This is a genomic window from Paraburkholderia sp. BCC1876, from assembly GCF_902833695.1.
In the GTDB taxonomy this organism is placed as follows: domain Bacteria; phylum Pseudomonadota; class Gammaproteobacteria; order Burkholderiales; family Burkholderiaceae; genus Paraburkholderia.
In genome coordinates, this window is the sequence record NZ_CADFGI010000003.1 from 657,421 (window position 1) to 682,780 (window position 25,360).

At 63.5% G+C, this 25,360-nt stretch carries 23 protein-coding genes; 15 read left to right on the top strand and 8 right to left on the bottom strand.

Translation table 11 applies throughout. From position 1 onward, the window contains the following. The first annotated feature begins 71 nt into the window (after positions 1–71). Positions 72–1,610 carry a DHA2 family efflux MFS transporter permease subunit gene (locus HWY05_RS14735; RefSeq protein ID WP_176058794.1) on the top strand — a complete coding sequence of 513 codons (1,539 nt, stop codon included), beginning with the start codon at positions 72–74 and terminating at the stop codon, positions 1,608–1,610. A 101-nt stretch (positions 1,611–1,711) separates the two neighbouring features. Then, the gene (locus HWY05_RS14740; protein WP_176058795.1) at positions 1,712–3,007 is read left to right on the top strand and encodes an NADH:flavin oxidoreductase; all 1,296 of its coding nucleotides are present in this window, start codon (positions 1,712–1,714) and stop codon (positions 3,005–3,007) included. A 105-nt stretch (positions 3,008–3,112) separates the two neighbouring features. On the opposite strand, the gene HWY05_RS14745 is transcribed toward HWY05_RS14740, so the two are convergent. Next, positions 3,113–3,790, bottom strand: coding sequence for an FCD domain-containing protein (locus HWY05_RS14745; protein ID WP_347880807.1), 678 nt, complete (start codon positions 3,788–3,790; stop codon positions 3,113–3,115). A gap of 243 nt (positions 3,791–4,033) precedes the next feature. Here HWY05_RS14745 and dgoD point away from each other — a divergent pair, with 243 nt between their 5' ends. From dgoD to HWY05_RS38635, 4 genes are all read left to right on the top strand, one after another. Continuing rightward, entirely contained in the window at positions 4,034–5,182 is a 1,149-nt protein-coding gene (gene dgoD, locus HWY05_RS14750; protein ID WP_035548440.1) for a galactonate dehydratase, read from the top strand. 140 nt (positions 5,183–5,322) lie between these two features. Next, positions 5,323–6,570 carry an MFS transporter gene (locus tag HWY05_RS14755; protein ID WP_244146618.1) on the top strand — a complete coding sequence of 416 codons (1,248 nt, stop codon included), beginning with the start codon at positions 5,323–5,325 and terminating at the stop codon, positions 6,568–6,570. A 240-nt stretch (positions 6,571–6,810) separates the two neighbouring features. Beyond that, positions 6,811–7,113, top strand: coding sequence for a hypothetical protein (locus HWY05_RS14760; RefSeq protein ID WP_176058797.1), 303 nt, complete (start codon positions 6,811–6,813; stop codon positions 7,111–7,113). Positions 7,114–7,140: 27 nt separating this feature from the next. Beyond that, positions 7,141–7,362 carry a YodC family protein gene (locus tag HWY05_RS38635; RefSeq protein WP_176058798.1) on the top strand — a complete coding sequence of 74 codons (222 nt, stop codon included), beginning with the start codon at positions 7,141–7,143 and terminating at the stop codon, positions 7,360–7,362. A 251-nt stretch (positions 7,363–7,613) separates the two neighbouring features. Here the strand turns inward: HWY05_RS38635 and HWY05_RS14770 are convergent, their stop codons facing one another. After that, positions 7,614–8,543: a CopD family protein gene (locus tag HWY05_RS14770; protein ID WP_176058799.1), complete on the bottom strand. Its 930-nt coding sequence runs from the start codon at positions 8,541–8,543 to the stop codon at positions 7,614–7,616. Further along, positions 8,540–8,935: a copper homeostasis periplasmic binding protein CopC gene (gene copC, locus HWY05_RS14775; RefSeq protein ID WP_176058800.1), complete on the bottom strand. Its 396-nt coding sequence runs from the start codon at positions 8,933–8,935 to the stop codon at positions 8,540–8,542. Before copC ends, HWY05_RS14770 begins: the two co-directional genes overlap by 4 nt. Positions 8,936–9,305: 370 nt before the next feature. Here copC and HWY05_RS14780 point away from each other — a divergent pair, with 370 nt between their 5' ends. The 4 genes from HWY05_RS14780 to HWY05_RS14795 all read left to right on the top strand — a co-directional run bounded on the left by HWY05_RS14780 (position 9,306) and on the right by HWY05_RS14795 (position 13,863). Further along, entirely contained in the window at positions 9,306–10,037 is a 732-nt protein-coding gene (locus tag HWY05_RS14780) for a c-type cytochrome (RefSeq protein ID WP_035548447.1), read from the top strand. A gap of 20 nt (positions 10,038–10,057) precedes the next feature. Then, on the top strand, positions 10,058–11,356 hold the full coding sequence (locus HWY05_RS14785; RefSeq protein WP_035548449.1) for a cytochrome c: 1,299 nt from the start codon (positions 10,058–10,060) through the stop codon (positions 11,354–11,356). Positions 11,357–11,476: 120 nt separating this feature from the next. Continuing rightward, on the top strand, positions 11,477–12,097 hold the full coding sequence (locus HWY05_RS14790) for a hemolysin III family protein (protein WP_035548452.1): 621 nt from the start codon (positions 11,477–11,479) through the stop codon (positions 12,095–12,097). Between the two features lie 215 nt (positions 12,098–12,312). Continuing rightward, complete coding sequence (locus HWY05_RS14795; RefSeq protein ID WP_035548455.1) at positions 12,313–13,863, top strand: DEAD/DEAH box helicase; 1,551 nt, start codon at positions 12,313–12,315, stop codon at positions 13,861–13,863. Between the two features lie 23 nt (positions 13,864–13,886). On the opposite strand, the gene HWY05_RS14800 is transcribed toward HWY05_RS14795, so the two are convergent. The 4 genes from HWY05_RS14800 to HWY05_RS14815 all read right to left on the bottom strand — a co-directional run bounded on the left by HWY05_RS14800 (position 13,887) and on the right by HWY05_RS14815 (position 18,939). Further along, a complete protein-coding gene (locus HWY05_RS14800) occupies positions 13,887–14,420 on the bottom strand; it encodes a hypothetical protein (protein WP_176058801.1) in 534 nt (177 codons plus the stop codon). Between the two features lie 129 nt (positions 14,421–14,549). Then, positions 14,550–15,377 (bottom strand): ferritin-like domain-containing protein, encoded by an 828-nt coding sequence (locus HWY05_RS14805; protein WP_035549498.1) that lies wholly within the window; start codon positions 15,375–15,377, stop codon positions 14,550–14,552. A 346-nt stretch (positions 15,378–15,723) separates the two neighbouring features. Continuing rightward, positions 15,724–17,103 (bottom strand): MFS transporter, encoded by a 1,380-nt coding sequence (locus tag HWY05_RS14810; RefSeq protein WP_176058802.1) that lies wholly within the window; start codon positions 17,101–17,103, stop codon positions 15,724–15,726. Positions 17,104–17,301: 198 nt separating this feature from the next. Beyond that, complete coding sequence (locus HWY05_RS14815; protein WP_035548463.1) at positions 17,302–18,939, bottom strand: gamma-glutamyltransferase family protein; 1,638 nt, start codon at positions 18,937–18,939, stop codon at positions 17,302–17,304. Between the two features lie 352 nt (positions 18,940–19,291). On the opposite strand from HWY05_RS14815, the gene HWY05_RS14820 reads away from it, so the two are divergent. The 3 genes from HWY05_RS14820 to HWY05_RS14830 all read left to right on the top strand — a co-directional run bounded on the left by HWY05_RS14820 (position 19,292) and on the right by HWY05_RS14830 (position 21,462). Next, entirely contained in the window at positions 19,292–20,071 is a 780-nt protein-coding gene (locus HWY05_RS14820) for a DeoR/GlpR family DNA-binding transcription regulator (protein ID WP_035548466.1), read from the top strand. 442 nt (positions 20,072–20,513) lie between these two features. Continuing rightward, entirely contained in the window at positions 20,514–20,711 is a 198-nt protein-coding gene (locus tag HWY05_RS14825; RefSeq protein WP_035548469.1) for a hypothetical protein, read from the top strand. A 127-nt stretch (positions 20,712–20,838) separates the two neighbouring features. Then, complete coding sequence (locus HWY05_RS14830; protein WP_176058803.1) at positions 20,839–21,462, top strand: TetR/AcrR family transcriptional regulator; 624 nt, start codon at positions 20,839–20,841, stop codon at positions 21,460–21,462. Positions 21,463–21,551: 89 nt separating this feature from the next. Here the strand turns inward: HWY05_RS14830 and HWY05_RS14835 are convergent, their stop codons facing one another. Beyond that, positions 21,552–21,926, bottom strand: coding sequence for a hypothetical protein (locus HWY05_RS14835; protein ID WP_081935750.1), 375 nt, complete (start codon positions 21,924–21,926; stop codon positions 21,552–21,554). A gap of 204 nt (positions 21,927–22,130) precedes the next feature. On the opposite strand from HWY05_RS14835, the gene glpD reads away from it, so the two are divergent. Together glpD and glpK are read left to right on the top strand one after the other, a co-directional pair. Further along, positions 22,131–23,660 (top strand): glycerol-3-phosphate dehydrogenase, encoded by a 1,530-nt coding sequence (gene glpD, locus HWY05_RS14840; protein ID WP_176058804.1) that lies wholly within the window; start codon positions 22,131–22,133, stop codon positions 23,658–23,660. Positions 23,661–23,843: 183 nt separating this feature from the next. Next, positions 23,844–25,343: a glycerol kinase GlpK gene (glpK, locus tag HWY05_RS14845; RefSeq protein WP_176058805.1), complete on the top strand. Its 1,500-nt coding sequence runs from the start codon at positions 23,844–23,846 to the stop codon at positions 25,341–25,343. Positions 25,344–25,360 lie beyond the last annotated feature (17 nt).

Below are 25,360 nucleotides of genomic sequence, written 5' to 3' on the forward strand. Positions count from 1 at the left end.
AACTCCCGATTGCGGCGCCTTTTCCAGCCGATATACTAAGCATGCTTACTATTCGGCCACGCCACTCATTCATGTCTTCCGACTCCCTGCCGGCCAGCGCCGCCGCGCCGCTCAACCGGCCCATGATCACGATCTCGATCATGCTGGCGACGCTGATTCAAACGCTCGACAGCACGATCGCCAACGTGGCGCTGCCGCATATGCAAGGCACGCTGTCCGCGTCGCAGGACGAGATCACGTGGGTGCTGACCTCGTACATCGTCGCCGCCGCGATCGCCACGCCGCTCACCGGCTGGCTGTCCGACCGGCTGAGCGTGAAGCGGCTGCTGATCGTCGCGATCGGCGGCTTCACGGTGTCGTCGGCGCTGTGCGGGTTGTCGGAGACGCTCACGCAGATCGTCGCGTCGCGTTTGCTGCAGGGGGTGTTCGGCGCGTCGCTGGTGCCGCTGTCGCAGTCCATCCTGCTCGACATCAATCCACGCGAAAAGCAGGGCCAGGCGATGGCGGTCTGGGGCATGGGCGTGATGGTCGGACCGATTCTCGGGCCGACGCTCGGCGGCTGGCTCACCGACAGCTACAACTGGCGCTGGGTGTTTTTCATCAACGTGCCGATCGGCGCATTCGCGCTGTTCGGCGTCGCGACCTTTCTGCCCACGCGCGCGCCGAAACCCGACGCGAAGTTCGACGCCTTCGGCTTCGTCACACTCGGCCTGGCGATCGGCGGATTGCAGGCCATGCTCGATCGCGGCGAGCAACTCGACTGGTTCGGCTCGCACGAGATCGTGATCGAGGCGTTGGTCGCGGCGATCGCGTTCGCGTTTTTTCTCGTGCATACGGCCACGGTCGGCAAGAAGTCGTTCTTCAAATACGAGTTGCTGAAAGACCCGAACTTCGCCACCGGCACGTTTTTCATTTTCGTGATCGGCGCGGTGATGTACGCCACGCGCGCGTTGCTGCCGCCGATGCTGCAGAACCTGATGAATTATCCGGTCGCGACCACCGGCCTCGTCACCGCGCCGAGCGGCGCCGGCACGATGGTCGCGATGCTGTTCGCCGGGCGCTTGCTGAAACGGATCGACGCACGGCTGTTGCTGCTCGCCGGCTTCCTGATCTCCGCGTTCGCGCTGTGGCAGATGATGCATTACACGATCGTGCTGTCGGAGTCGGATATCGTCTGGCCGGGGGTGATTCAGGGCTTCGGACTCGGACTCGTGTTCGTGCCGCTGAGTGCGTTGACCTTCTCGACGCTCACGCCCGAACTGCGCGCAGACGGCACCGCGACGTATAGCCTGATGCGCAATATCGGCAGCAGTATCGGCATTTCGATCGTGCAGACGCTGATGACGCGCAACACTCAGGTCTCGCACGCGGATCTCGCAGCGAACGTCACGCTGTTCAATCCGGCGATGCAGCCCATGCTCGCGAGCGGCTCGAATTACGACATGGCGGCGTTGAACGTGTCGATCACGCAGCAGGCGTCGATGATTGCGTATCTGAACGACTTCAAGCTGATGTTCGTGGCGACGCTGCTGGTGATTCCGCTGCTGTTGCTGATCCGGCCTTCGCATAGGGCGCCGGATGCGTCGGTCGCGCATGCGGCGATGGATTAGCTTTGACGGCAAGCCTCGACTAGTCCGGACGGACGATGTGCGGCGCGGCGGCGACTTCAGAATGAGGCGGTCGCGAGCTACCCACGCCATCGTCATCGTCCATGAGTGCTGCCCCGAATCATCCGAGTCCTCCGAGTCCCTTCAGCCCGCTTCGCATCGGGCCTGTCACGCTGCGCAACCGCCTGATCAAATCGGCCACCAATGAAGGCATGACGCCCGGCGGCGTACCGTCGCGGATGCTCGTCCGGTTGCACGAGCAAATCGCGGCGGGCGGTGCCGCGATGACGACCGTCGCGTATTGCGCGGTCAGCGCCGACGGCCGCACGTTCGTCGATCAGGCGCAACTGACGCGCGCGACGGTCGCGCCGTTACGCGCGTTGACCGATGCGGTGCATCGTCATGGCGCCGCGGCCTGCGCGCAGATCACGCACGGCGGCTGCTTCACGTTCTTGCCGGAGCTATCGACACGCCGGCCGCTCAGCGCATCGGGCGGCTTCAACAAAGTCGGCCTGATGAGCGGTCGCTTCTTCAAACAGGCAATGACCGAACGCGACATGGACGCCTACGCGCAGCAATTCGCGCAGGCGGCACGCGTCGCGCGCGAAGCGGGTTTCGACGCGGTCGAGATTCATATGGGCCACGGCTATCTGTTGAGCCAGTTCCTGTCGCCGCTTTATAACCATCGACGCGACGCGTATGGCGGTTCGCCCGAAGAGCGCGCCCGCTTTCCGCGCCAGGTGTTGCGCGCGGTGCTCGACGCGGTCGGCCGGCATATGGCGGTGTTGTGCAAGATCGGCGTGACCGAAGGCGTGAAAGGCGGTGGCACCGCCGACGACGCCGCCACGATCGCCCGCCTCCTCGAAACCGACGGCGCGCACATGCTGGTGCTGAGCGGCGGGATGAATGTGGAATCGGTGTGGCAATTGTTCGGCAGCCCGATGCCGGCCGAAGCGCGCGCGAACGTCTCGAACCCGATCGTGCGATGCGCGATGTCGCTGCAGAAACTGACCGAGCCGAAATTCGACGGCTTCAGGGAGATGTACTTCCTCGAACATTCGCGCAAGGTGCGGGAAGCGGTGCGGATGCCGCTGGCTTATCTCGGCGGTGTGCGGTCGCTGGCGAATGTCGAACTGGCGATGCGGGAAGGTTTCGAAGCGGTTGCGATGGCGCGTGCGCTGGTGTTCGATCCAAGGTTTGCCGGGCAGTTGCGCTCGCAAGCGGAGCGAGCGGCGGCTCAATCAATTCAATCAACTCAATCAAAAGCGGCACAGGCGGCAACGCAGTCGGGCTGCACGTCGTGCAATCGCTGCGTGGTGATGATGTACACGCCCGGTGGCACGTCGTGCGCGCTGCAACTGCCCAACGACGCGGAGTTGAACCGCATCGCGGCGGCTTAAACGCGAGCGGGTGGCGGACCCGCGACACCGCTGCCAGTCGCAGCACCCGCAACACCGACTGCCTGCGTCATTCGCCGCAAAGCTCGCCGCGGCAAACCACCCACCCTAGCCTTCGATCCGCCCTCGCGTCACGCCCAGCAACCCCGCCATCGCCGCGCGCGCCGCGTCGGCGTCGCGCTCGCGAATCGCTTCGAACACGGCGGTATGCTCACCGAGCGACGCGTTGAACACGTCCGCGCGTTTCGCATTCAGCCGCAACTGCGCCTCCAACGTTCGCTCGATCAACGTGCCCAACGGAATCAGCAATTCGTTACTGCACGCGCTGAGCACGCTCAGATGAAACTGCAGATCGGCCCGCACCCATTCGTCGACATTGCGCGCGGCCACCATCGCTCCATGCGCCGCGGCCAGCACATAAAACGTGTCTTCCGTATGTGAAGCCGCCGCCAGAGCCGCGGCATACGGTTCGATCATCTCGCGCATTTCCTGCAGCTTGAGCGCGAACGCCATCGGCTCGGCGACGCGCGAGTACCAGTCGAGCACGTCGACATCGAGCAGATTCCACGCCTGTTTGGGCCGCACGCGCGTGCCCACCCGCGGCCGCGATTCGATCAGCCCTTTCGACGTCAGCGTGCGCAGCGCCTCGCGCAACACCGTGCGACTCACTCCGAACGTCTCCATCAACTCCGCTTCGCGCGGCAGGATCGAATCGGGCGCGTAGTCGCCGCGCAGAATCGCGGTCGCCAGCAGATGGGCGACGCGCCCATGCAGATCGTGCTGAATAGCTTTCTCCCAGCAGCCTCGCGGCGTTATTGATATCGGAACTGAGGCAACCCAGGCCGGAACGAGCGCGATTATCGGGCATCTCAACCTGCAGACCCATGCTTCGGCAGCTTGCCCGCCGTGACCGCCATCCGATCACTATCTGGCGAATAGTACTATTAATAGTACTTAAACGTGCTTTTGTTGTAGCATGTGAATCCTCGAAATGTTCGCAGGCGCCCAAGCCGCAAGGAGACACGCACCATGAAAATCACCAAGCTCGAAACCTTCATCGTCCCGCCGCGCTGGTGTTTCCTGAAGATCGAAACCGACGAAGGTATCGTCGGCTGGGGCGAGCCGGTGGTCGAAGGGCGCGCGCACACGGTCGCGGCGGCGGTGGAAGAACTGGCCGACTATCTGATCGGCAAAGACCCGCTGCTGATCGAAGACCATTGGCAGGTCATGTACCGCGCGGGCTTCTATCGCGGCGGCCCGATCACCATGAGCGCGATTGCCGGCGTCGACCAGGCGCTGTGGGACATCAAGGGCAAGCATCACGGCGTGCCGATTCATGCGCTGCTCGGCGGCCAGGTGCGCGACAAGATCAAGGTGTATTCGTGGATCGGCGGCGACCGTCCGAGCGACGTCGCGAATAACGCGCGCGCCGTGGTCGAACGCGGCTTCAAGGCGGTCAAGATGAACGGCTCGGAAGAGCTGCAGATCATCGACACCTTCGACAAGGTGCAAGGCGTGATCAACAACGTCGCGGCGGTGCGCGAGGCGGTCGGGCCGAACATCGGCATCGGCGTGGACTTCCACGGCCGCGTGCACAAGCCGATGGCGAAGGTGCTGGCGAAAGAACTCGACCCGTACAAGCTGCTCTTCATCGAAGAGCCGGTGCTGTCGGAAAACGCCGAGGCGCTGCGCGACATCGTCAATCAGACCAATACGCCGATCGCGCTCGGCGAGCGCCTGTATTCGCGCTGGGACTTCAAGCACATTCTGTCGGGCGGCTACGTCGACATCATTCAGCCGGACGCGTCGCACGCGGGCGGGATTACCGAGTGCCGCAAGATCGCGTCGATGGCCGAAGCGTATGACGTCGCGCTCGCACTGCATTGCCCGCTCGGCCCGATCGCGCTGGCCACCTGCCTGCAGATCGACGCGGTGAGCTACAACGCGTTCATCCAGGAACAAAGCCTGGGGATTCACTACAACCAGGGCAACGACCTGCTCGACTACATCAAGAATCCGGAAGTCTTCAAGTACGAAGACGGCTTCGTGTCGATTCCGCAGGGCCCGGGTCTGGGCATCGAGGTCAACGAAGAGAAGGTGCGCGAGATGGCGAAGGTCGGCCACCGCTGGCGCAATCCGGTGTGGCGCCATGAGGACGGCAGCGTCGCCGAGTGGTAAATGCGTGAATGAACGCCGCCCTCGGGCGGCGTTTTGCTTTGCGCTTTCGGTGTGCAATAAAAACCAACCCGAGGACACCCTCAGTGGAGACAACCCACATCCAGTCGCGAGCGACCGGCAAGCGTCACCGCCTCCTCGCGATGCTGTTCATCACCGTGGTCATCACGTATCTCGACCGCAGCAATCTGTCGATCGCCGCCACCGCGATCGACCAGGATCTGCAACTCGATCCGGCGCAGATGGGGCTGGTGTTTTCCGCGTTCGGCTGGTCGTACGCGCTGCTGCAGATTCCGGGCGGCATGCTGGTGGACCGCACGCGGCCGCGCCGGCTGCTGGCGCTGATCATCGGCCTGTGGTCGCTCGCGACGATCCTGCAAGGTTTCGCCAGCGCGTTCGCCATGCTGCTGTCGCTGCGCGTGCTGCTCGGCGCGCTGGAGGCGCCGGCCTACCCAACGCTCAACCGCGTCGTCACCACCTGGTTTCCCGACAACGAACGGGCCCGCGCGATCGCGAGCTATACCTCGGGCCAGTACGTCGGCCTCGCGTTCCTGACGCCGGCGCTCGTGCTCACGCAGCAGCATTTCGGCTGGCAGGGCGTGTTCTTTCTGACCGGCGCGATCGGCGTGCTGTGGGGACTGGTGTGGTACGCGTCGTACCGCGAACCGTCGGAAGCGACCGACATCAACGAAGCCGAACTCGAGACGATCCGCGCGGGCGGCGGCCTCGTCGATCTGGGTAAATCCGAGCGCGGCTCCGCGCAGCCGCGCCGCGCCCGCTACGGCGCCGCCGACTGGCGCGCCGTGCTCGGCAACCGCAAGCTGTGGGGTGTGTATATCGGGCAGATCGCGGTGACCTCGACGCTGTGGTTCTTCCTCACCTGGTTCCCCACCTACCTCGTCAAATACCGGCACATGGACTTCCTGAAGGCCGGCTTCATGGCGGCTGTGCCGTTCCTCGCCGCATTCGTCGGCATTCTGGCCTCGGGGCTCCTGTCGGACTGGATGATCCGGCGCGGCGTGTCGGTCACCGTGGCGCGTAAGGCGCCGATCGTGACGGGGCTGCTGCTCTCGACCGCGATCGTCGGCGCGAACTATGTCGAGACGCCCGCGATGGTGATCCTGTTCATGGCGATCGCGTTCTTCGGCAGCGGCTTTTCGTCGATCACGTGGGTGCTGGTGTCGTCGATGGCAAAGAAGGAATTGCTCGGCCTCACCGGCGGTATGTTCAACCTGATGGGCAATCTGTCGTCGATCTGTGTGCCGGTGGTGATCGGCTTTATCGTCAGGAACAACGATTTCAAACCGGCGCTGGTGTTCATGAGCGCGGTCGGCGTGGTCGGCGCGCTGTCCTATCTGTTCCTCGTCGGGAAGATCGAGCGGATTCGTTAACGCTTCGCTAAACCGCTTGCCCGCGCGTTACGGTGACGTGACGCGCGGGCCGTCGCAGTAACGTAACACTCCGGACCAAACAGGCTCGAACAGGCGTTTGCGGGCTCTTTCAAGGTCCCTGCTATTTCCGTGCAAAGCCTTAGCCATCAAGGCTTGCCAGCCGATTGTTCGGCATCAGACATACACATGGCCCGGTCCTTGCTCAAATGCATGCAAACACCACATGCATCGGGGACCATCATGGGCGAATTCCTTCCTGACTATCTGATCCGCGAACAGGCCGCCGTCGGCGCACTGGTCATGTTCGGCGTGCTGCGCATCGTCGGCGCGGCGCTCGCATTCGAACGCGGCTGGCGCATCTCGGTGGTCGAGAAATGCTTCATCAGCGCGGCCGTGATCTATTGCCTGCCGCAGCTTTTCGATCTGCTGACGCATCTGTACGGCTCGCGCACCGCGGGCGCCGAACTCGAAGGCAAGGCCGCCGGCTGCGCGATCGCGCTGTTCTGCGCGCCGATCCTCGGCCACCGGCTCGGCTTCGAGTAAGCCTTTTTCGTTCGACGGGAACTCACCATGCGATTGACAAGGCGACACGCGACACCCGCGTATCGCGCGGGCGAGGTACTGAGGCTGAAGTCAGGCGGGCGTCCGATGACAGCCATCTGGAACGGGCCGGTGCTGTTCGCACCGGGCAACTGGCTGATCTGCCAGTGGTTCAGCGACGCGGGGGAACTCCAGCAGGAGATGTTTCCGGAGGAGACCCTCGAGCGGGCGAGCCATGCGCTCGCCGCTTAAAGAGCAGTAACGGATGTGCTGGCCACCGCCAGGCGACCGTGTGTATTGCGCCGCACGCTTTTGCTGTGCGGCGCTTTTTTATCTGCTTGATCGGTCTGCTTGATCTGTTTTGTCTGGCGGATGGGTGTTGCAGAAGTGGCGCATGACGGACGTGATCGTTGCGTGACGCGGGGCGTTGGTGCTTGCGGTGCTTGCCCGAACAGCGGTGCTTGGGCCGCGCCAGCTCAGCCAGCGCGACTCACGCGCACCGCTCAACCCAGCGCCGCGAACGCCGGCACGCTATGCGACAGCGCGGCCGCCGCGACGAACACGCCGATCATCGCCAGCGCTTCCAGATAGAGCACGTTGACGAAGGTATGCGCGTCCATCGTCGACGCCGTGCGGCGCAGGCGCGGCAACGCCGAAAAGCGGTTGAGGCCGCCAAGCACGAGCGCCATCCCGACCAGCGCGAGCTTGAGCATCAGCACATGACCCCACGTGCTCAGTTCGATCGCTTCGAACGACCCGCCCGACCCGCGCACCGCGTTGAAGATACCCGACAGCAGCACCAGCCCGACCGCCACCACCGACACATTCGACACCTGCGTCGCCGTGCGGATCAGCATGCCGCGCGCGGTCGACGTGCCGAGCGCGGGCAGCACCGAGAGCCCGGCCGCCATCGCGAGTCCGCCCCACACGCTGGTCACCAGCACGTGCAACGTCTGCATGCCGATCGCCGCCGACGCCACGCCGGCATCGGCCGCATGACCGAGCGACGCCTTGCCGGCCGCGACCGCGATCACCGCGAGCCACAGCAGCGCATTGCGCACCATCCCGGTATGACTGGTGATGGCCGTGCCGAGCAACACCAGCGCACCCGCGAAAGCCACGCTCCAGCCATAGCCGACATGGGTTTGCGTCAGCACCGTCGGCACCACGCCGATGGCCGCCGGCAACGCCACGCCGCTCATCGACGCCGCCTGATACAGCAGCCAGCCGAGGTCGGCGAGCACCAGCACGACGGTGGCGGTCAGCATCGACCGTTGCGCACGCAACCAGGCCGGGCGGGCCGGCGAGATCCTGGTCTGCGCGTCTTTGGCGAGCCACGCGCCGAGCAACGCCGAACCGACGGCAAACGCAAACGCGACGTTCATGAGCGCGGCCATGGCGACCTGCCCGATCCACAATCCGTCGAAGCTCATTGGACGATGAACGCGAAGTTGCCCTGGGTCCGATGGCCGTCCGTGGCCACCGCCGTCCAATGCACCGCGTAGCGGCCCGCGCTCAATGGCGGCAACGGCAGATGCATAACCTTGGCATCGTCCTTATCGACCAGCGAGGCGGCCGATGCCGCCGGCAGCGCGGGCTTTCCGCTTGCGTCGGCCAGCTCGATCCGGCTGAACGCGGGCTCGAGCGGCTCGGTGAAATGGATCGTCACTTCGGTGGGCGCGGCGACCGCGGCGTTCGCCGCCGGCTCGCTCGACACCAGATGCGCATGCGCGAACGCGGTCGACGCAGTGGACGCGGCAAGCAGCGCCGCGACGCCGAGCGCCAACGCACGCGACGTCGTACGGGAAAATTTGAATAGCTTCATGTAGGGCCGATAGCGGATGATCAGGAAAACGGTGGACGTCGAACCGGGCACGTCCCGGCCGGACAGAGGCCGGCGAGCCCGGAAGTGTACGCTTCGATGGCGCGTGCGCGCGTCGGTTCAACCTGGTTTGTTTTCGGCGGCGCGACGGACCCGCTCCCAGCGCCTGGCCGCGAGCTTCGGACGTCGAATGGCAGGCAAGCAGCACGAAACATAGGCCAGCGTCAAACTGTCGCATCGCGGTGACACACGGAACCTTCTCTAATGTGCCAAATAGTCAGCATCAGCCTTCGATGATAGAATGCTGCGTCGCCGCAGCGCCGGCTGCCCTTCACACCGAGCCGCTCGAAGTTCGGTCAGGTCCCCGATATTGATGGAGTTACGCGTGTCTTCAAGACGCCTTTTCCGCCCGTTGCTCGCCCTTCTGCTGATCGGCTCCGCGGGTGTCTATAGCGCTGCGAAAGCGCAGACTCAACCGAAGGCCCCCGACACGATGGAAGCGCGCGTGCAAGGGTGCACGGCATGTCACGGCAGCCACGGCCAAGGTACAGACAACGACTACTTCCCCCGTCTCGCGGGCAAGCCGGCCGACTATCTGTACAACCAGCTCCAGAATTTCCGCGAAGGGCGCCGCAAGTACCCGCCCATGAACTACCTCGTCACGTATCTCTCCGACGACTACCTTCATCAGATCGCCACTTACTTCTCGCAACAGCGTCCGCCGTATCCGACGCCGGCCAAGCCGACCGTGTCGCAAACCACGCTCGATCGCGGCCAGCAGATCGTGCTGAATGGCGACACATCCAAACAGATTCCGGCTTGCGCGGCCTGCCACGGCAAGGGCTTGACCGGCATGCAACCGGCTATCCCGGGGCTGGTCGGCTTGCATTCGGACTACATCAGCGCGCAACTGGGCGCCTGGCGCTCGGGTTCGCGTCACGCGATCGCGCCTGATTGCATGCACACCATCGCCACGCGCCTCACCGACGAAGATGTGAACGCCGTCGCTTCGTGGCTCGCCACGCAGAAGGCTCCACAAAACCCCGTGCCGGCTCCGGCCCGCTCGATGAAGACTCCGCTTGCCTGCGGCAGCGAACCGCAATAAGGCACCGGGAGAGACACTAAATGAAACGCAAGTCTTTGTTCGCCCTCTCGGCAGTCATCGTCGTAGCCGCTGCCGCGCTCGTTCCCGTCCTGTGGTCGGGCGGCGACAACCTGCATAACGGTTCCGCCATGGCCGCAACGCCCGCCGACCAGGCCGCGTTGATCAAGAAGGGCGAGTACCTCGCCCGCGCCGGCGACTGTATCGCCTGCCACACGGTGCGCGGCGGCAAGCAATTCGCCGGCGGCCTGCCCATGGCCACGCCGTTCGGCACGATGTTCACGCCGAACATCACGCCCGACGATCAATACGGCATCGGCAAGTGGACGCAGGACGACTTCTACCGCGCCATGCACACCGGCCGGTCGAAAGACGGCAGCCTGCTGTATCCGGGCTTCCCGTTCACCAGCTACACGAAGGTCACGCGCGCCGACTCGGACGCGATCTACGCGTATCTGCGTTCGGTCACGCCGGTCAACGTGGCGAGCCGTCCGCACGAACTGAAATTCCCGTTCAACCAGCGCAACATGCTGATCGGCTGGCGCACGCTGTTCTTCCGTGAAGGCGAGTACAAGGCGGATCCGACCAAGTCGGTCGAATGGAATCGCGGTGCTTACCTGATCGAAGGCCTCGGCCATTGCGGCATGTGCCACACGTCGATCAACGCCATGGGCGGCCCGGTCAGCTCGGCGGCATTTGCCGGCGGTCTGATCCCGCTGCAGAACTGGTACGCACCGTCGCTGACGTCGAACAAGGAAGCCGGCCTCGGCGACTGGGAAACCAAAGACATCGCCGATCTGCTGAAGACCGGCGTGTCGAGCCGCGGCGCGGTGTTCGGTCCGATGGCCGAAGTGGTTCACAACAGCCTGCAGTACATGTCGGACACGGACATCAACGCGATGGCCACGTACCTGAAGACGATTCCGCAGAAGAGCGAGGCACCGGAAGCGCTGCAGCTCGAAACGTCGGAAAAGTTCGGCGGCGAACTGTTGAAGCAAGGTCAGAAGATCTACGCTGACAACTGCGCGAAGTGTCACGCGGAAAACGGCCTCGGCATGCCGCCGTCGTTCCCGCCGCTGGCGAATAACCAGTCGATCCAGATGCCGTCGGCGGTCAATCCGATCCGTATGGTGCTGAACGGCGGTTATCCGCCGAGCACGGAAGGCAACCCGCATCCGTACGGCATGCCGCCGTTCGCGCAGGCCCTGTCGAACACGGAAGTCGCAGCTGTCGTGACCTACATCCGTATGTCGTGGGGCAACCACGGCACGGCGGTGTCGCCGCAGCAAGTGTCCGATCTGCGTTCGGCGCCGCTCGACTAAGCAGCGTTCGTCGCACCCTGGGCGCGGCCTGCGGAAAACGCGGCCGCGCCCTTCGTTTTTTCAGGACCGGTATCATATGGGCACTTTTAGTCCGATGAAACCGCGCAGGAGGAAAGAGCCGTGCATGTCGGTGAGCGTTTCAACAGCATTACCCACCTCGTCGGCGCCGTGCTGTCGGTGGCGGGGCTGGCTACGCTCGTCACGATGGGCGCGCTCGACGGCGACGCGTACAAGGTGGTCAGCTTCAGTGTCTACGGTGCGATGCTGATCGTGCTGTATGCTATCTCGACGCTTTACCACAGCGTGCGCAACCCGCGTGTCAAAGCGGTTCTGCAGAAATGCGACCATTCGGCGATCTACCTGCTGATCGCCGGCAGCTACACCCCGTTCACGCTTGTCACGTTGCGTGGGCCGTGGGGCTGGTCGTTATTCGGCGTAAGCTGGGGGCTTGCCGCTCTCGGCATCGTGCAGGAACTGACGCTCGGGCGACGCACCCGCAGCGTTTCGATGGTGCTGTATGTGTTGATGGGATGGCTCGCGCTCGTTGCCGTCCGCCCGCTGGTGCAAGCTTTACCGGCAGCGGGTACCGCCTGGCTCGTGGCCGGCGGGATCATCTATAGCGCCGGCATCTACTTCTTCATCAACGACGAGCGCATCCGGCACGGACATGGTATCTGGCACCTGTTCGTACTGGCGGGCAGTCTGTGTCAATTCGTCAGTGTCGCGCGCTACGTCGCGTGACACGCCCACGGCGGCGAAATGCAACTTAAGGCCAGTCAACGTGTCTTGATAGCGCGTTGAAGCATTCGGCATGCGTGTCCCGCGTGCCGCCGATTTCTCTGCGACCGGAACTGGGCTCGGGGCCTCGAACACGCCATGCGGGTGTGTCGATGCCGCGTTCATGCCTGTTTGGGCCCCTATGTGCCGTTCGCGAAACTGCATTGCAAAGAGCTTTTATGTCTTTTGATTCCCTCGGCTTGTCCGAACCGCTGGTCCGCGCTGTACACGAACTCGGCTACACCACCCCGACTCCGATCCAGACCCAGGCTATTCCGGCCGTGCTCAACGGCGGCGATCTGCTGGCCGGCGCGCAGACCGGCACCGGCAAGACCGCCGGCTTCACGCTGCCGATCCTGCAGCGCCTGAACAGCATGCCCGGCGTAACGACGGCCTCCGGCAAGCGCGTCGTGCGCGCGCTGATCCTCACGCCGACGCGTGAGCTCGCCGCCCAGGTCGAAGAAAGCGTGCGCGCGTATGGCAAGTATCTGAAGCTGAAGTCGACCGTGATGTTCGGTGGCGTCGGCATCAATCCGCAGATCGGCGCGCTGCGCAGCGGCGTGGACATCGTCGTCGCGACGCCGGGCCGTCTGCTCGATCACATGCAGCAGAAGACTATCGACCTGTCGCATCTCGAGATTCTCGTGCTCGACGAAGCCGACCGCATGCTCGACATGGGCTTCATCCACGACATCAAGCGCGTGCTCGCAAAGCTGCCGCCGAAGCGTCAGAACCTGCTGTTCTCGGCGACCTTCTCCGACGAAATCAAGACACTTGCCGACAATCTGCTCGACTCGCCGGCGCTGATCGAAGTCGCGCGCCGTAACACGACGGCTGAATCGGTCGCGCAGAAGATTCACCCGGTGGACCGCGACAAGAAGCGCGAGCTGCTCACGCATCTGATCAAGCAGCACAACTGGTTCCAGGTGCTGGTGTTCACGCGCACCAAGCACGGCGCGAATCGTCTGGCCGAGCAATTGACCAAAGACGACATCAGCTCGCTCGCGATTCACGGCAACAAGAGCCAGTCGGCACGCACGCGCGCGCTCGCCGAGTTCAAGGACGGCACGCTGCAAGTGCTGGTGGCGACCGACATCGCCGCACGCGGTATCGATATCGATCAGTTGCCGCACGTGGTCAACTACGATCTGCCGAACGTGCCGGAAGACTACGTGCACCGCATCGGCCGTACGGGCCGCGCGGGCGCGACCGGCGAAGCGATTTCGCTGGTGTGCGTCGACGAACTGCAATTGCTGAAGGACATCGAGAAGCTGATCAAGCGTGCGGTGCCGCAGGAAGTGATCGCCGGTTTCGAACCGGATCCGACCGCGAAGCCGGAGCCGATTCTGCGTCGCGGCCAGGGTGGCGGCGGTGGTGGTGGCGGACGTTCGCCGCGTCAGGGTCAAGGCGCGCCGAAGCGCGATGGCGCGGGTGCCGCGAAGCCGGCGCAACGCTCGGGTCAACGCCCGGCCGGTGGCCAGCAACAGCCGAAGCCGCAAGGCGCGAAGCCGGCCGGCAACGGCGGTCAGCCGCGCCGTGACGGTCAGCGTCAGGACGACCGTCCGCGCGCGGTCGCGCATGAAGGCAGCGGCGCGCAGCATGCGCCGCGCAAGCCGCAGGGCAACAAGCCGCAAGGCGGCAATCCGGGCGCGTTGCTGGGTGGCGCGAAGCCGCGTAATGATGGACCGCGTGGCGGCCAGCCGTCGCGCAGCGGTCAGCGCGGGCGCTAAGCCGCGTCAAGCTTCAAGCTGCATTACGCGTCAAGGCGTCCGGCTCCAGCCGCCGCCTGCTTCAGGTGCTCGATCTGCCGTTCCCATCGATCGAGCACCGTCTCCCTCTCCCCTGCCAGTTCAAACGTAATGCCGCTCGTCAGACGCGCATAACGCACGCTCTGCGCCTCCGCTGTGTCGATCGAACCGATCAGATAGACCAGCCCGCTATCGTCGCCTGCCGCGCTCGCTAATGGCTTGACGCGCAACTGCACCTGATAGAACACCTCATCGCAAACAAAGCTCAGCGCCGCGCGCCCGCTTTGCGTGATCGCGCGCGTCGCCCTTGCCTGCGGCCACAACGCGATGCACAGCGTACGCGAATCGGGCGCATACAACTCGCCGACGCCGAGCAGCGAGCTGCGGATATGGCCGTTCGCATCGACGCTCAACAGCGACGCGGTGAAGCCCATCTTGCTCGCCAGCGACGAACCGTCGAACAACGCGCGCACGGCGTCGGGCCATTCATCGAACACGGTCTGTTCCAGCGAACGTTCGGGTGCGGGAGAATCGCTCATGGTCGTGCCGCTCCGATGACAAGAAATAGCTAAGTCCGCATCATGCCTCGAAAAGCAAATGGCCCGCGTCAGCGGGCCATTTGCATCGTCAAACTTTTACGTCGACCAGTCGATCAGGCAACCAGTCAATCAGCGGAAGAAAACATAATGCGTGATCTTCGCCAGCGGGTAATGCACGCCGGGCTGAATACGCGCCGGCAGATCCAACGGCTTGAGCAGCATCTTCACGCACATATCGGCCGACAGATTACGCCGCACCAACGCATTGATCCGCGCCGCGCGTTCGCGGTTATACGCCGAGTCATGCACGCGCTCCGGATAACGCACCGCGAACACATGGCGCAACGCGATTTCCGAGTCTTCGTTCTTCATCTCCATCACACGGCGCATCAACGCGCCGAGCACGGCGAGACGGCCGTTGCCTTCGATCTTGTTGTACTTCTTGAAGAACCGGAAAAAGTGCTTGTAGTGACGGACTTCGTCGACGCGGATGTTGTCCGTGATCTCTTTGAGCACCGGTTCGTCCGAGCATTCGCCGATCGCGCGATACAACGTGGCCGTGCCGGTTTCCACCACGCAGCGCGCCACCATTTCGAGCGCGCGAGTCTTTTCGAAATCCTCCATCGAACAGGTCAGCGAGTACTCTTCCATGAACTGGCTGAACGCCTTGTCCCAGTCGAACTCGGGCCACACATAAGCGATGTAGGTTTTGAGCGCGCGGCCATGCTGCATTTCCTCCGGCTCCCACTCGTTGTTGAGCCAGGCCGACACTTCCGGATCGCCGTCAAAAAAAGTACTCAGATTGCTTGTATAAAGGTCGGTGCCGCTTTCGATAAACGAAGCGGCGCACAACAGCAGCAACAGATCTTCATTGGCAACCGCCTTCTGCCGGTCAATGCGGGTGAGGTCGATATCCTCGATCCGCCAAGGCATGACGTGGTTCAGCTCTGTGTGCATCTTGTCTTGCTCCGAAAGCTGTATCGACTCGTGAAGCATGCCCGCAACCGCCGGCTCTCGCAGGACGGTCCGCCGTGTCAGATACAGCACTTTGAATTAGAGTTAACCCCTTGTATCTTGCATCTTAGCCGGTGTTTCGCAACTCTGCAGATAACCCAGCACAGACCATGCCGGGTCGTTACAGTTCCAATTCGCGGGTAGTCGAACTCTTCGGTCTGACAAAAACTCAGCCTGCATGAAGCAAAAAAAGCCAGCTCGACGAGCTGGCTTTTGCTTTGGGAGAAGCTACTTCGAGCGGCTTCGAATCGGCCCATGACGGGCTAAGCGAAGGCGTGGATCGATCCGCTCAGGCCGGCTGAACGGCCTGCATCAGGCGCACCCGGCGCATGCGAAACGCCACGACCACCAGCGACAACCCCGACAACACCGCGGCGATCAGCACGTAATAACTTGGCGCGAGTTTGTCGCCGGTCACGTGAATGAAGGTCTCGACGATCGTCGGCGCAAAGCCGCCGAAAATCGTCACGCCGATGCTGTAACCAATGGAAAGACCGGTCGAGCGCACTTGCGTCGGGAAGATCTCGGACATCAGCGCGGGCATCGGTCCGGAGTAAGCGGCTTTGAAAATACCCGCCGTGCCTTGAAGCAGCAGCAACCAGCCGATGGTGGGATGCGACTGCAGCAAGGCGAACATCGGATAGATCAGCGTGCCCATCAACACCGACGTCGTCAGCATGATGCGAATCCGGCCGATGCGATCCGACAGCGCGCCCATGACCGGCGACAGCAGAAACTGCAGGCCACCGTTGAGCACGACCACGCCGAACGATGCCGCCGCCGGCATGTGCAACTGCTTGACCGCGTACATCGGCATGTACAACTGCAGCACGTACACGCCCACCGTGGATTGCGCCACGATGCCCACGGCAAGCAGCAGATTGACCCACTGGCTGGAGAACGAGGCGCCGTTCGCTTCTTGATCGTTCGCGACGGGGCGAAGGCCGGCCGCCTCGCGGGCTTCACGCGCTTTGTGCAGCGCGAGGAACTCCGGCGTTTCGTCGAGGTGCGAGCGGATGTAATAGCCCACCGGCCCGACCAGCAAGCCGAACATGAACGGCAGACGCCAGCCCCAGCTATTGAGTTGCTCGGGCGGCATCCACGCGGTCAGCAGCGAGCCGAAGGCCGCAGCGGTGATCGCCGCGAGCCCCTGGCTCGCGAACTGCCAACTCGCGTAATAGCCGCGACGCGACGCGCTGTGTTCGACCATGAAGGCCGTCGCGCTGCCGAACTCGCCGCCCACCGCGAAACCTTGCACGAGCCGCGCGAGCAGGATCAGCACCGGCGCCGCCAGACCGATCGACGCATACGGCGGCATCACGGCCATCGTGAAGGTGCCGACCATCATCAGCGCGATGGCGAGCGTCAGCGCCGCCTTGCGGCCCCTGCGGTCGCCGTACGTGCCGAGCACGACGGCGCCCAGCGGCCGCATCAGGAACGAGATGCCGAAGGTGGCGATGGCGAGCAGCGTCGACAGCCACTCGTCCTGCATCGGGAAAAACTGTTTGGCGATGATGGTCGCGAAGTAGCCGTAGACCAGAAAGTCGAACCACTCGAGCGCATTGCCAACCGACGAGGAAAACACGATTCGCCGCACCATGGCTTTGGAAAGCGGTGCGGGCGCGGCAAGAGGGGAAACTGCCGCCGAAGGCGACGCGGGGGTGTGCATGATGTCTCTACCTTGTCTGATACCGGTCTGAACCGTGATGGGCCTGAAGCGCCACTAACCATGCTTAATGCATACCCCACAAACGCACCGAAGCCCCGCACGAACCCGCGTCGTCTCCGGTACTACCCGTGAGTCAAACGCGAAACAGCGCGGCGTCCTGAACCTCCTGAACCGCGCCGCTTCGCCTGTGTGACGGAATCAGAAGCCGGCCGCCAGGCCGTCGCGACGGCTATCGCTCGCCGCCACATAACCGCGCTCCGGTTCGTTGCGATCAAGCTTCCAGATGTACTGGCCGGAGCCGAAATCCATGTACGGATCGTCTACCGACTTGATCGTGTGGCCCAGCTTCTGCAACGCCTCGGCGGTGCGCGGATCGAGCGTCGATTCGATGTCGATCGTGAAGTCGCGATTGACCTTCCAGCGCGGCGCGTCGCACGCGGCCTGCGGCTGCTGGCCGTAGTCGAGCATCCGCACGATGGATTGCAGATGGCCTTGCGGCTGCATGTCGCCGCCCATCACGCCGAAGCTCATCACCGCTTCCTGGCGGCCGTCTACCTGCTGCGTGAGGAACGACGGAATGATCGTGTGGAACGGCCGCTTGCCGCCTTCCACCACGTTCGGCGACTTCGGGTCCATCGAAAAACCGCAACCGCGGTTCTGCATCGCGATGCCGCTGTCCGGCACCACGATGCCCGAGCCGAAGCCCATGTAGTTCGACTGGATGAAGCTGACCATCATGCCGCGCTCGTCCGCCACCGACATGTAGATCGTGCCGCCCGCCTTCGGCATGCCGAAGTCGAACTGCGTGGCGCGCTTGTGATCGATCAGCTTCGCGCGCGACGTGAGGTAAGCGTCGTCGAGCATCTGCTCGGGCGTGACGTCCATGGAACGCGGATCGGCCACGTAACGGTAGACATCGGCGAACGCCAGCTTCATTGCTTCGATCTGCAAGTGCTGCGACTCGACGTTGTCGACCGCCAGTTCCTTCACGTCGAATTTTTCGAGGATGCCCAGCGCGATCAACGCCGCGATGCCCTGGCCGTTCGGCGGAATCTCATGCACGGTGTGGCCGCGATATTCCTTGCCGATCGGCTCGACCCAATCCGCGCGGTAGTTGCGCAGGTCGTCGAGCGTCAGCGCGGCGCCGCCTTCGCGGGCGAACGCGGCAATCTGTTCGGCGATCTCGCCTTCGTAGTACGCGCGCGGGCCTTGCTCGGCGAGCTTGCGCAGCGTCTTCGCGTGGCCGGGAAAGCGCACCAGTTCGCTCACTTCCGGCGCGCGGCCGCGCGGCATGAAGGTTTGCGCGAAGCCCGGCAGATCCTTCAACTCCGGCACGGCGGCCGCCCATTTATAGGCGACGATGCTGGCCACCGCGTGGCCGCGCTCGGCGATTTCGATCGCCGGTTCCATCAGGTCGGCGAACGGCAGCGAGCCGAACTTCTGATGCAGCGCTTCCCAGCCGGCGATCACGCCGGGCACCGTCACCGCGTCCCAGCCACGCTTGGGTTGTTTCGCCAGACCGTTTTCCTCGCCGTACTTGCGCTTGAAGTAGTCGACGTTCCACGCCGCCGGCGACACGCCGGACGCGTTCAGACCATGCAGTTTCTTGCCGTCCCACACCAGTGCGAACGCATCGCCGCCAAGGCCGCACGACACCGGCTCGACCACCGTGATGGCGGCGGCCGCGGCGATCGCCGCGTCGACGGCATTGCCGCCTTTCCACAGCATGCGCAGTCCCGCCTGCGCGGCGAGCGGATGCGAAGTCGAAACGATGTTGCGCGCGAATACGGGCAGACGCGGCGTCGGGTAAGGGTTTTGCCAGTTGAAGCCAGTCATGTCGAACACTCTCGAAAGCGCGGTTCCGGCTCGTGACAGCGGCCGGCAACCAGGGGGAATTGAATCAACGTCGGATCAGATGCGGATCACATACAGACAGCGCAGGACCTCGGATTGCAGCGCGATCTGGCCCAAAAAACAAATTCATTTATCAAATGAATAAATGCGCAAATGGCCTGAATGGATCGAGGGTAAGTCGTCCGGTATCTTATGGATGTCGCACAACCTGGCAGACAACCCCGGCGATGGTCTTACAATAGCCCTATCGCCGTTCACGCCTCCGCCGCGTTCCAGATTAGCTTGCAGCGTCGGTGGCGGCCGGCGCCGACAAAAAACCCACGAACCGAGACACATGACCCGAGACCCCCGCCTGACTCTCAATGCCCGGCAACAGGAACTGCTGGAGTGGGTGCAACGCGACGGCTTCGTGACCGTGGACGACCTCGCGGCCCACTTCGACGTGACGCCGCAGACGATCCGCCGCGACGTCAACTGGCTCGCCGACATGAATCTGCTGCGCCGCTATCACGGCGGCGCGAGTCTGCCGACCAGTTCCGAAAACGTCTCGTACACCGCGCGTCAGCGCATGTTCCACGAAGAGAAACGGCGCATCGCGGCGTTAGTGGCCACTCACATTCCCGATCAGGCGTCGCTGTTTATCAACCTCGGCACCACGACCGAAGAAGTGGCCCGCGCGCTGAACCGGCATCGCGGGCTGCGCGTGATTACCAACAATCTGAACGTCGCCAGCATGATGAGCGGCTATCCGGATTGCGAGGTGCTGGTCACCGGCGGGATCGTGCGGCCGTGGGACAAAGGCATCGTGGGCGAACTGGCAATCGATTTCATTCGCCAGTTCAAGGTGGATTTCGCGATCATCGGCACCTCGGCGATCGAAACGGACGGCACGCTGCGCGATTTCGACACCCGCGAAGTGCGCGTGGCCGAAGCAATCATCGAGCATGCGCGCACGGTGTTTCTGGCCGCCGACAACTCCAAATTCGGCCGACCGGCGCTGGTTCGTCAGGGGCATCTGGATCAGATCGACGCACTCTTTACGGACGCCGCGCCGCCTGCGGAAATGGCCGAGACGCTGATCGCGGCGAATTGCCAGGTGTATATCGCCGAGTAAGTGGCGTTAGGTGCGGCGGGTGGGTTGGCGCTGAGTCGAGATTGCGTCGCCTCCCAGTTGCGGTTGCGTCGCCTCCCAGCCGACGACAACTTGCCGCCGCGTCGTGCCCAATTTTCCCCTGCTCCACCCACCCCGCCCAGGCGTTTTCCGCCATGCTGCACCGCACGCGAAACTTCGAGTGAAATCAAGCTTTTAGCCGAGGCTCCAAACCGCCTCGGCAGCACCGGATTGTCAAAGGGAAAATTTACTGGGGCCCCTTTGGTGTTTAACGTGCGGTTGACTACACTCCAGTTCCCCGGCGTCTGTTGCGCAATTTGCGTAGCGGCGGCTGCGTGAATCTGTCGTGTGAACCGTACTTCCCGCCTGATCCTCTAGCGGACTTCACTGGCACCTGGCCAGTTGCCGACAAGGCTGTCCGCGTTTGCTTGACATGGAGAGAACAATGCTAAGTCCGCATGAATTCGCCACGTTGTTGCTCGTCAAGGACGCTCCCCATCAAGTCGACATGGAGCGAGAAGAACTCGACGCCCTGCTGGAACGCCAATTGGTCCAACTCGAACGGCTCGCGTCGGGCAACGAACAATGGCGCGTGACTGAAATCGGCGACAGCGCATTGCGGGCGATCAAACGTTTTTCGTAGCGTCAGTCGGACGGCAGGCTTGCCTTATTACCCTGAATGAAAGCGGACGTTCATCCGAACGCCCGCTTTTGTTGTGCGCAACGCATTTACACAGTAAATTGACGCGACGGACTTCCACCGCTCGCGCATGCCCAAAACCCTTTCCGCCGACGACATCCAGCAATTCCGCGAAGCGATGCGCCGCGTAGCAGAGAACGCGTTCGCCACGCGCGGCGCGCAGGGCGTGACGATGCGCGAACTGGCGAAAGAGCTGGGCTGCAGTGCAATGACGCCCTACCGCTATTTCCGCGACAAGGACGACATTCTCGCGATGGTCCGCGCCGCCGCGTTCAATCGTTTCGCGCTGCACCTCGAAGCCGCCGCGGGGAACGCGTCCGGCGACAATCGTCTGGCGGTGAGCGACGCCTACGTCGCGTTCGCCCTCGACGAACCGCACGCGTACCGTTTGATGTTCGATGTGAATCAGCCGGAAGGCGGCTATCCGGATCTCGCCGCTGCGGCGCTGCGTGCGCAGGAAATGCTGACCACGCATTTCGAACAGCTGGTCGACGCAGGTCTTCTGGAAGGCGATCCGCAGTTGATTGGCTATGCGTACTGGGCAAGTCTGCACGGATTCACGATGCTCGCGCTCGCCAATCAGTTGCCGTTGCCCGAGGCGCAGCAACCGGCCGGGCATACGGCACCGACGCGGGAAGCGGTGCTCGCCCAGCTTCGCCGGATGTTGTGGCGCGGCGCTCAGCCACAGCCATAGCCGCCGCACAGCCCGGTCTTAAGCACCAACTCACGCCGCCCACTCAAGCGACCGGCCAACACCCCAACCGTTCCCGCAGCGCCCCCGCCTCAACCGTTCCGCAAAGTCGGATCGGCCGCCGCGCGCCAGCTCAACGCCTTGGCCCGCTGATCGATAAAGAACGCCACCCACTGATTGCGCACCTGCGGATCCGTACTCAAACCCTGGCTCGCAAAGCGCTGCGCGATGGAAGCCTGAAATCCGCAAAAATCCTCTTTCGACAGTTTGCCGTGGCGGTTCGCCACATAAGCATCGAACAGCGCGTCGTAAACGCTTTGCGCGTCTTTGCCGTAGTCGACCGTCTGGGCGCTGCACATCTGCTGCAACGACACGAACGACGGTGCGCCCATCGTGCCGCTCAGGCTCGGCGAGCTGACGCATCCCGCGAGCAGTACGGCGGCGCCAATCATCAAAAGTCCACGCATGAATTCACCTCGAAATGGCTGCTGCCGAGAGTATCGTCCGTGGCCGCGCGTTGCGCCACCACCTCGACCACCGAGTTAGAGGTTCCCCTAAGACAAGCGAACTTTACTTTTTCGAATATGTTCATTAAAGTTCGAAAACGAACACTATCGGTTCGATAGTTTTTCCTAACGGCTTTCCGAAAACAGACGCAGGGGACACAGCAGGTGACGCAAGGCTCGAGATACGATTTGCTCGTCGTGGGCGGCGGGATCAACGGCGCAGGCATCGCTCGCGATGCGGCGGGCCGCGGCCTGTCGGTGTTGCTCTGCGAACAGGACGATCTGGCGGCGCATACGTCGTCGGCCAGCACCAAGCTGATTCACGGCGGCTTGCGCTACCTCGAATACCGCGAGTTCGGCCTGGTGCGCAAAGCGCTGCAGGAACGTGAAACGCTGCTGCGCGCGGCGCCGCACATCATGTGGCCGCTGCGCTTCGTGATGCCGCACATGCCCGATCTGCGCCCGGCGTGGATGATCCGCGCCGGCCTGTTCCTGTACGACCACCTCGCCAAACGCGAAATGCTGCCGGGTTCGCGCGGCATCGTGATGCGCAACCATCCCGCAGGCGCGCCGCTGGTCGATTCGATCAAGCGCGGTTTCGTGTATTCGGACGGCTGGGTCAACGACGCGCGCCTCGTCGTGCTGAACGCGCTGGACGCCGAAGAGCGCGGCGCGAAGATTCTCACCCGCACGCGGCTGGTCAGCGCGGTGCGCGCCGGCGGCGAATGGCGCGCGCAACTGAAGCGCGCGGACGGCACGATTCTCGACGTGCGCGCCGCTTCGATCGCGAATGCCGCGGGCCCGTGGGTCGGCGAGCTGCTGCATGGTGCGCTCGGCCGCGAAGCGTCGCACAGCGTGCGCCTGGTGAAAGGCAGCCACATCGTCACGCGGCGCCTGTTCGACCACGATCACGCGTACATCTTCCAGAATCCGGACAAGCGCATCATCTTCGCGATTCCGTACGAACACGACTACACGCTGATCGGCACCACCGATATCGAATACCGCGGTGACCCGTCGCAAGTGGCGATCACGCCGGAAGAAACGCAGTACCTGTGCGACTCGATCAACCGCTACTTCAGGCAGAAGATCTCGCCGGCCGACGTGCGCTGGACCTACTCGGGCGTGCGTCCGCTGCTCGAGGAAGAAGGCGCGGACAATCCGTCGGCGGTCACGCGCGACTACTCGCTCGAACTCGATTCGCCCGCGGGCGAAGCCCCGCTGCTGTCGGTGTTCGGCGGCAAGATCACCACCTTCCGCAAGCTTGCGGAAGAAGCCGTCGACAAACTCACGCACGCGCTGCACAAGAGCGCAGCTTCGTGGACGGCCGGCGCGCCACTGCCCGGCGGCGACATGCCGAACGCGAACTTCGAGCGCTTCCTGACCGAATTCAAGCAGCAGCACGCCTGGCTGCCGGCCGACCTCGCGCACCGTTTGGCCCGTGCGTACGGCACGCGCGTCAAGCACGTGATCGGCAACGCGCACTCGATTGCAGACCTCGGCCGCGCCTTCGCGCCAGGTTTTTACGAAGCCGAACTGACTTACCTGCGCGACACCGAATGGGCCCGCAGCGCTCAGGACGTGCTGTGGCGCCGTTCGAAACTCGGCCTGCACGTCGAACCGGGCACGCTCGATTCGATCACGCAAGAAATCGATGCATGGTTCGTCCGCGAACCGTTCCGACAGAGCGCGTAGTCAGGCACATCAGCGAGCAGCGCCTTCGCTGCTCGCGGCAAACCGGATTCCTTTCACCCCTCGGCTGAAGCAAGCCGGGACGCACCACCACATCTGTTGCTGTTGCAGCCCGCTTAAAACAACAAGCCGTTCCCGTCGCCGTTCAAGAGTCCGGCGATTCATAAAACGCATGGAGAAGAGACAATGCAGGATCAGTACATTCTCGCCCTCGACCAGGGCACGACGAGCTCGCGTGCCATGCTGTTCGACCGGCTCGGTAATGTCGTGTCGACGGCGCAAAAAGAATTCCAGCAAATCTATCCGCGTCCGGGTTGGGTCGAACACGACCCGCAGGAAATCTGGTCGACCCAGGCCGGCGTCGCCGCCGAAGCGGTCACGCGCGCCGGCATGAACGGCACGTCGATCGCGGCGATCGGTATCACCAATCAGCGCGAAACCACCATCGTGTGGGATCGTGAAACCGGCCACCCGATCTACAACGCGATCGTCTGGCAAGACCGCCGCACCGCCGATTTCTGCGACCAGCTCAAGGAGCAGGGTCTCGAAGAAAAAGTCCGCGCGAAAACCGGCCTGCCGATCGACTCGTATTTCTCGGCGACCAAGATCCGCTGGATTCTCGACAACGTGGAAGGCGCGCGCGAAAAAGCCAGGCAAGGCCGCCTCGCATTCGGCACGGTGGATAGCTGGCTAGTGTGGAATTTCACCAAGGGCGGCCTGCACGTCACTGACGTGACCAACGCGTCGCGCACCATGCTGTTCAACATCCACACGCTGCAGTGGGACAACGAACTGCTCGAAGCGCTCGACATTCCGCGCAACATGCTGCCGGAAGTGCGTCCTTCGTCGGAAGTGTATGGCCCGACCAAGACCACCGTATTCGCTTCGAAGATTCCGCTCGCGGGCATCGCCGGCGATCAGCACGCTGCCCTCTTCGGCCAGATGTGCACGCAGTCGGGCATGGTGAAGAACACCTACGGCACGGGCTGCTTCCTCGTGATGAACACCGGCGAAAAACCGATCGAATCGAAGAACAACCTCGTCACCACGATTGCCTGGCAGATCGGCGACAAGATCAACTACGCGCTGGAAGGCAGCATCTTTATCGGCGGCGCGGTGGTGCAATGGCTGCGCGACGGCCTCGGCATCATCAAGAACGCGGCGGAAATCGAAACGTTGGCGCGCGGCGTGCCGCACACCGACGGCGTGTATCTTGTGCCCGCGTTCGCCGGCCTCGGCGCGCCGCACTGGAACGCCCGCGCTCGCGGCACGCTGTTCGGCGTGACGCGCGGCACGAGCTCGGCGCACATTGCCCGCGCCGCGCTCGATTCGATCGCCTACCAGTCGCTCGACGTGCTGAAGGCGATGGAAGCCGACTCCGGCATTCGCATCGGCGAATTGCGCGTGGACGGCGGCGCATGCGCGAACAACCTGCTGATGCAGTTCCAGGCCGACATTCTCGGCGTCGATGCGGTGCGCCCGAAGGTGTCGGAAACGACCGCGCTCGGCGCGGCGTATCTGGCCGGTCTCGCGGTCGGCTACTGGAAAGACGTGGACGAGTTGCAAAGCCAGTGGGCGCTCGACCGTCGCTTCACGCCCGCACTGCCGCACGCCGAGGTCAAGGCCAACCTCGACGGCTGGCAGCGCGCGATCCGCGCCGCCAAGGTGTGGGCCGATACGCCCTGAGCGTAGCGTTACCCCTC

Coding starts and splice junctions, on each gene's coding strand:
- HWY05_RS14835 (WP_081935750.1), bottom strand. CDS start 21,926: ATGCGTGGACTTTTGATGATTGGCGCCGCCGTACTGCTCGCGGGATGC.
- HWY05_RS14820 (WP_035548466.1), top strand. CDS start 19,292: ATGACCCGAGACCCCCGCCTGACTCTCAATGCCCGGCAACAGGAACTG.
- HWY05_RS14785 (WP_035548449.1), top strand. CDS start 10,058: ATGAAACGCAAGTCTTTGTTCGCCCTCTCGGCAGTCATCGTCGTAGCC.
- HWY05_RS14830 (WP_176058803.1), top strand. CDS start 20,839: ATGCCCAAAACCCTTTCCGCCGACGACATCCAGCAATTCCGCGAAGCG.
- HWY05_RS14740 (WP_176058795.1), top strand. CDS start 1,712: ATGAGTGCTGCCCCGAATCATCCGAGTCCTCCGAGTCCCTTCAGCCCG.
- HWY05_RS14805 (WP_035549498.1), bottom strand. CDS start 15,377: ATGCACACAGAGCTGAACCACGTCATGCCTTGGCGGATCGAGGATATC.
- HWY05_RS14800 (WP_176058801.1), bottom strand. CDS start 14,420: ATGAGCGATTCTCCCGCACCCGAACGTTCGCTGGAACAGACCGTGTTC.
- copC (WP_176058800.1), bottom strand. CDS start 8,935: ATGAAGCTATTCAAATTTTCCCGTACGACGTCGCGTGCGTTGGCGCTC.
- HWY05_RS14780 (WP_035548447.1), top strand. CDS start 9,306: ATGGAGTTACGCGTGTCTTCAAGACGCCTTTTCCGCCCGTTGCTCGCC.
- HWY05_RS14755 (WP_244146618.1), top strand. CDS start 5,323: ATGCTGTTCATCACCGTGGTCATCACGTATCTCGACCGCAGCAATCTG.
- HWY05_RS14810 (WP_176058802.1), bottom strand. CDS start 17,103: ATGCACACCCCCGCGTCGCCTTCGGCGGCAGTTTCCCCTCTTGCCGCG.
- glpK (WP_176058805.1), top strand. CDS start 23,844: ATGCAGGATCAGTACATTCTCGCCCTCGACCAGGGCACGACGAGCTCG.
- HWY05_RS38635 (WP_176058798.1), top strand. CDS start 7,141: ATGCGATTGACAAGGCGACACGCGACACCCGCGTATCGCGCGGGCGAG.
- HWY05_RS14770 (WP_176058799.1), bottom strand. CDS start 8,543: ATGAGCTTCGACGGATTGTGGATCGGGCAGGTCGCCATGGCCGCGCTC.
- HWY05_RS14735 (WP_176058794.1), top strand. CDS start 72: ATGTCTTCCGACTCCCTGCCGGCCAGCGCCGCCGCGCCGCTCAACCGG.
- HWY05_RS14825 (WP_035548469.1), top strand. CDS start 20,514: ATGCTAAGTCCGCATGAATTCGCCACGTTGTTGCTCGTCAAGGACGCT.
- dgoD (WP_035548440.1), top strand. CDS start 4,034: ATGAAAATCACCAAGCTCGAAACCTTCATCGTCCCGCCGCGCTGGTGT.
- HWY05_RS14815 (WP_035548463.1), bottom strand. CDS start 18,939: ATGACTGGCTTCAACTGGCAAAACCCTTACCCGACGCCGCGTCTGCCC.
- HWY05_RS14760 (WP_176058797.1), top strand. CDS start 6,811: ATGGGCGAATTCCTTCCTGACTATCTGATCCGCGAACAGGCCGCCGTC.
- HWY05_RS14795 (WP_035548455.1), top strand. CDS start 12,313: ATGTCTTTTGATTCCCTCGGCTTGTCCGAACCGCTGGTCCGCGCTGTA.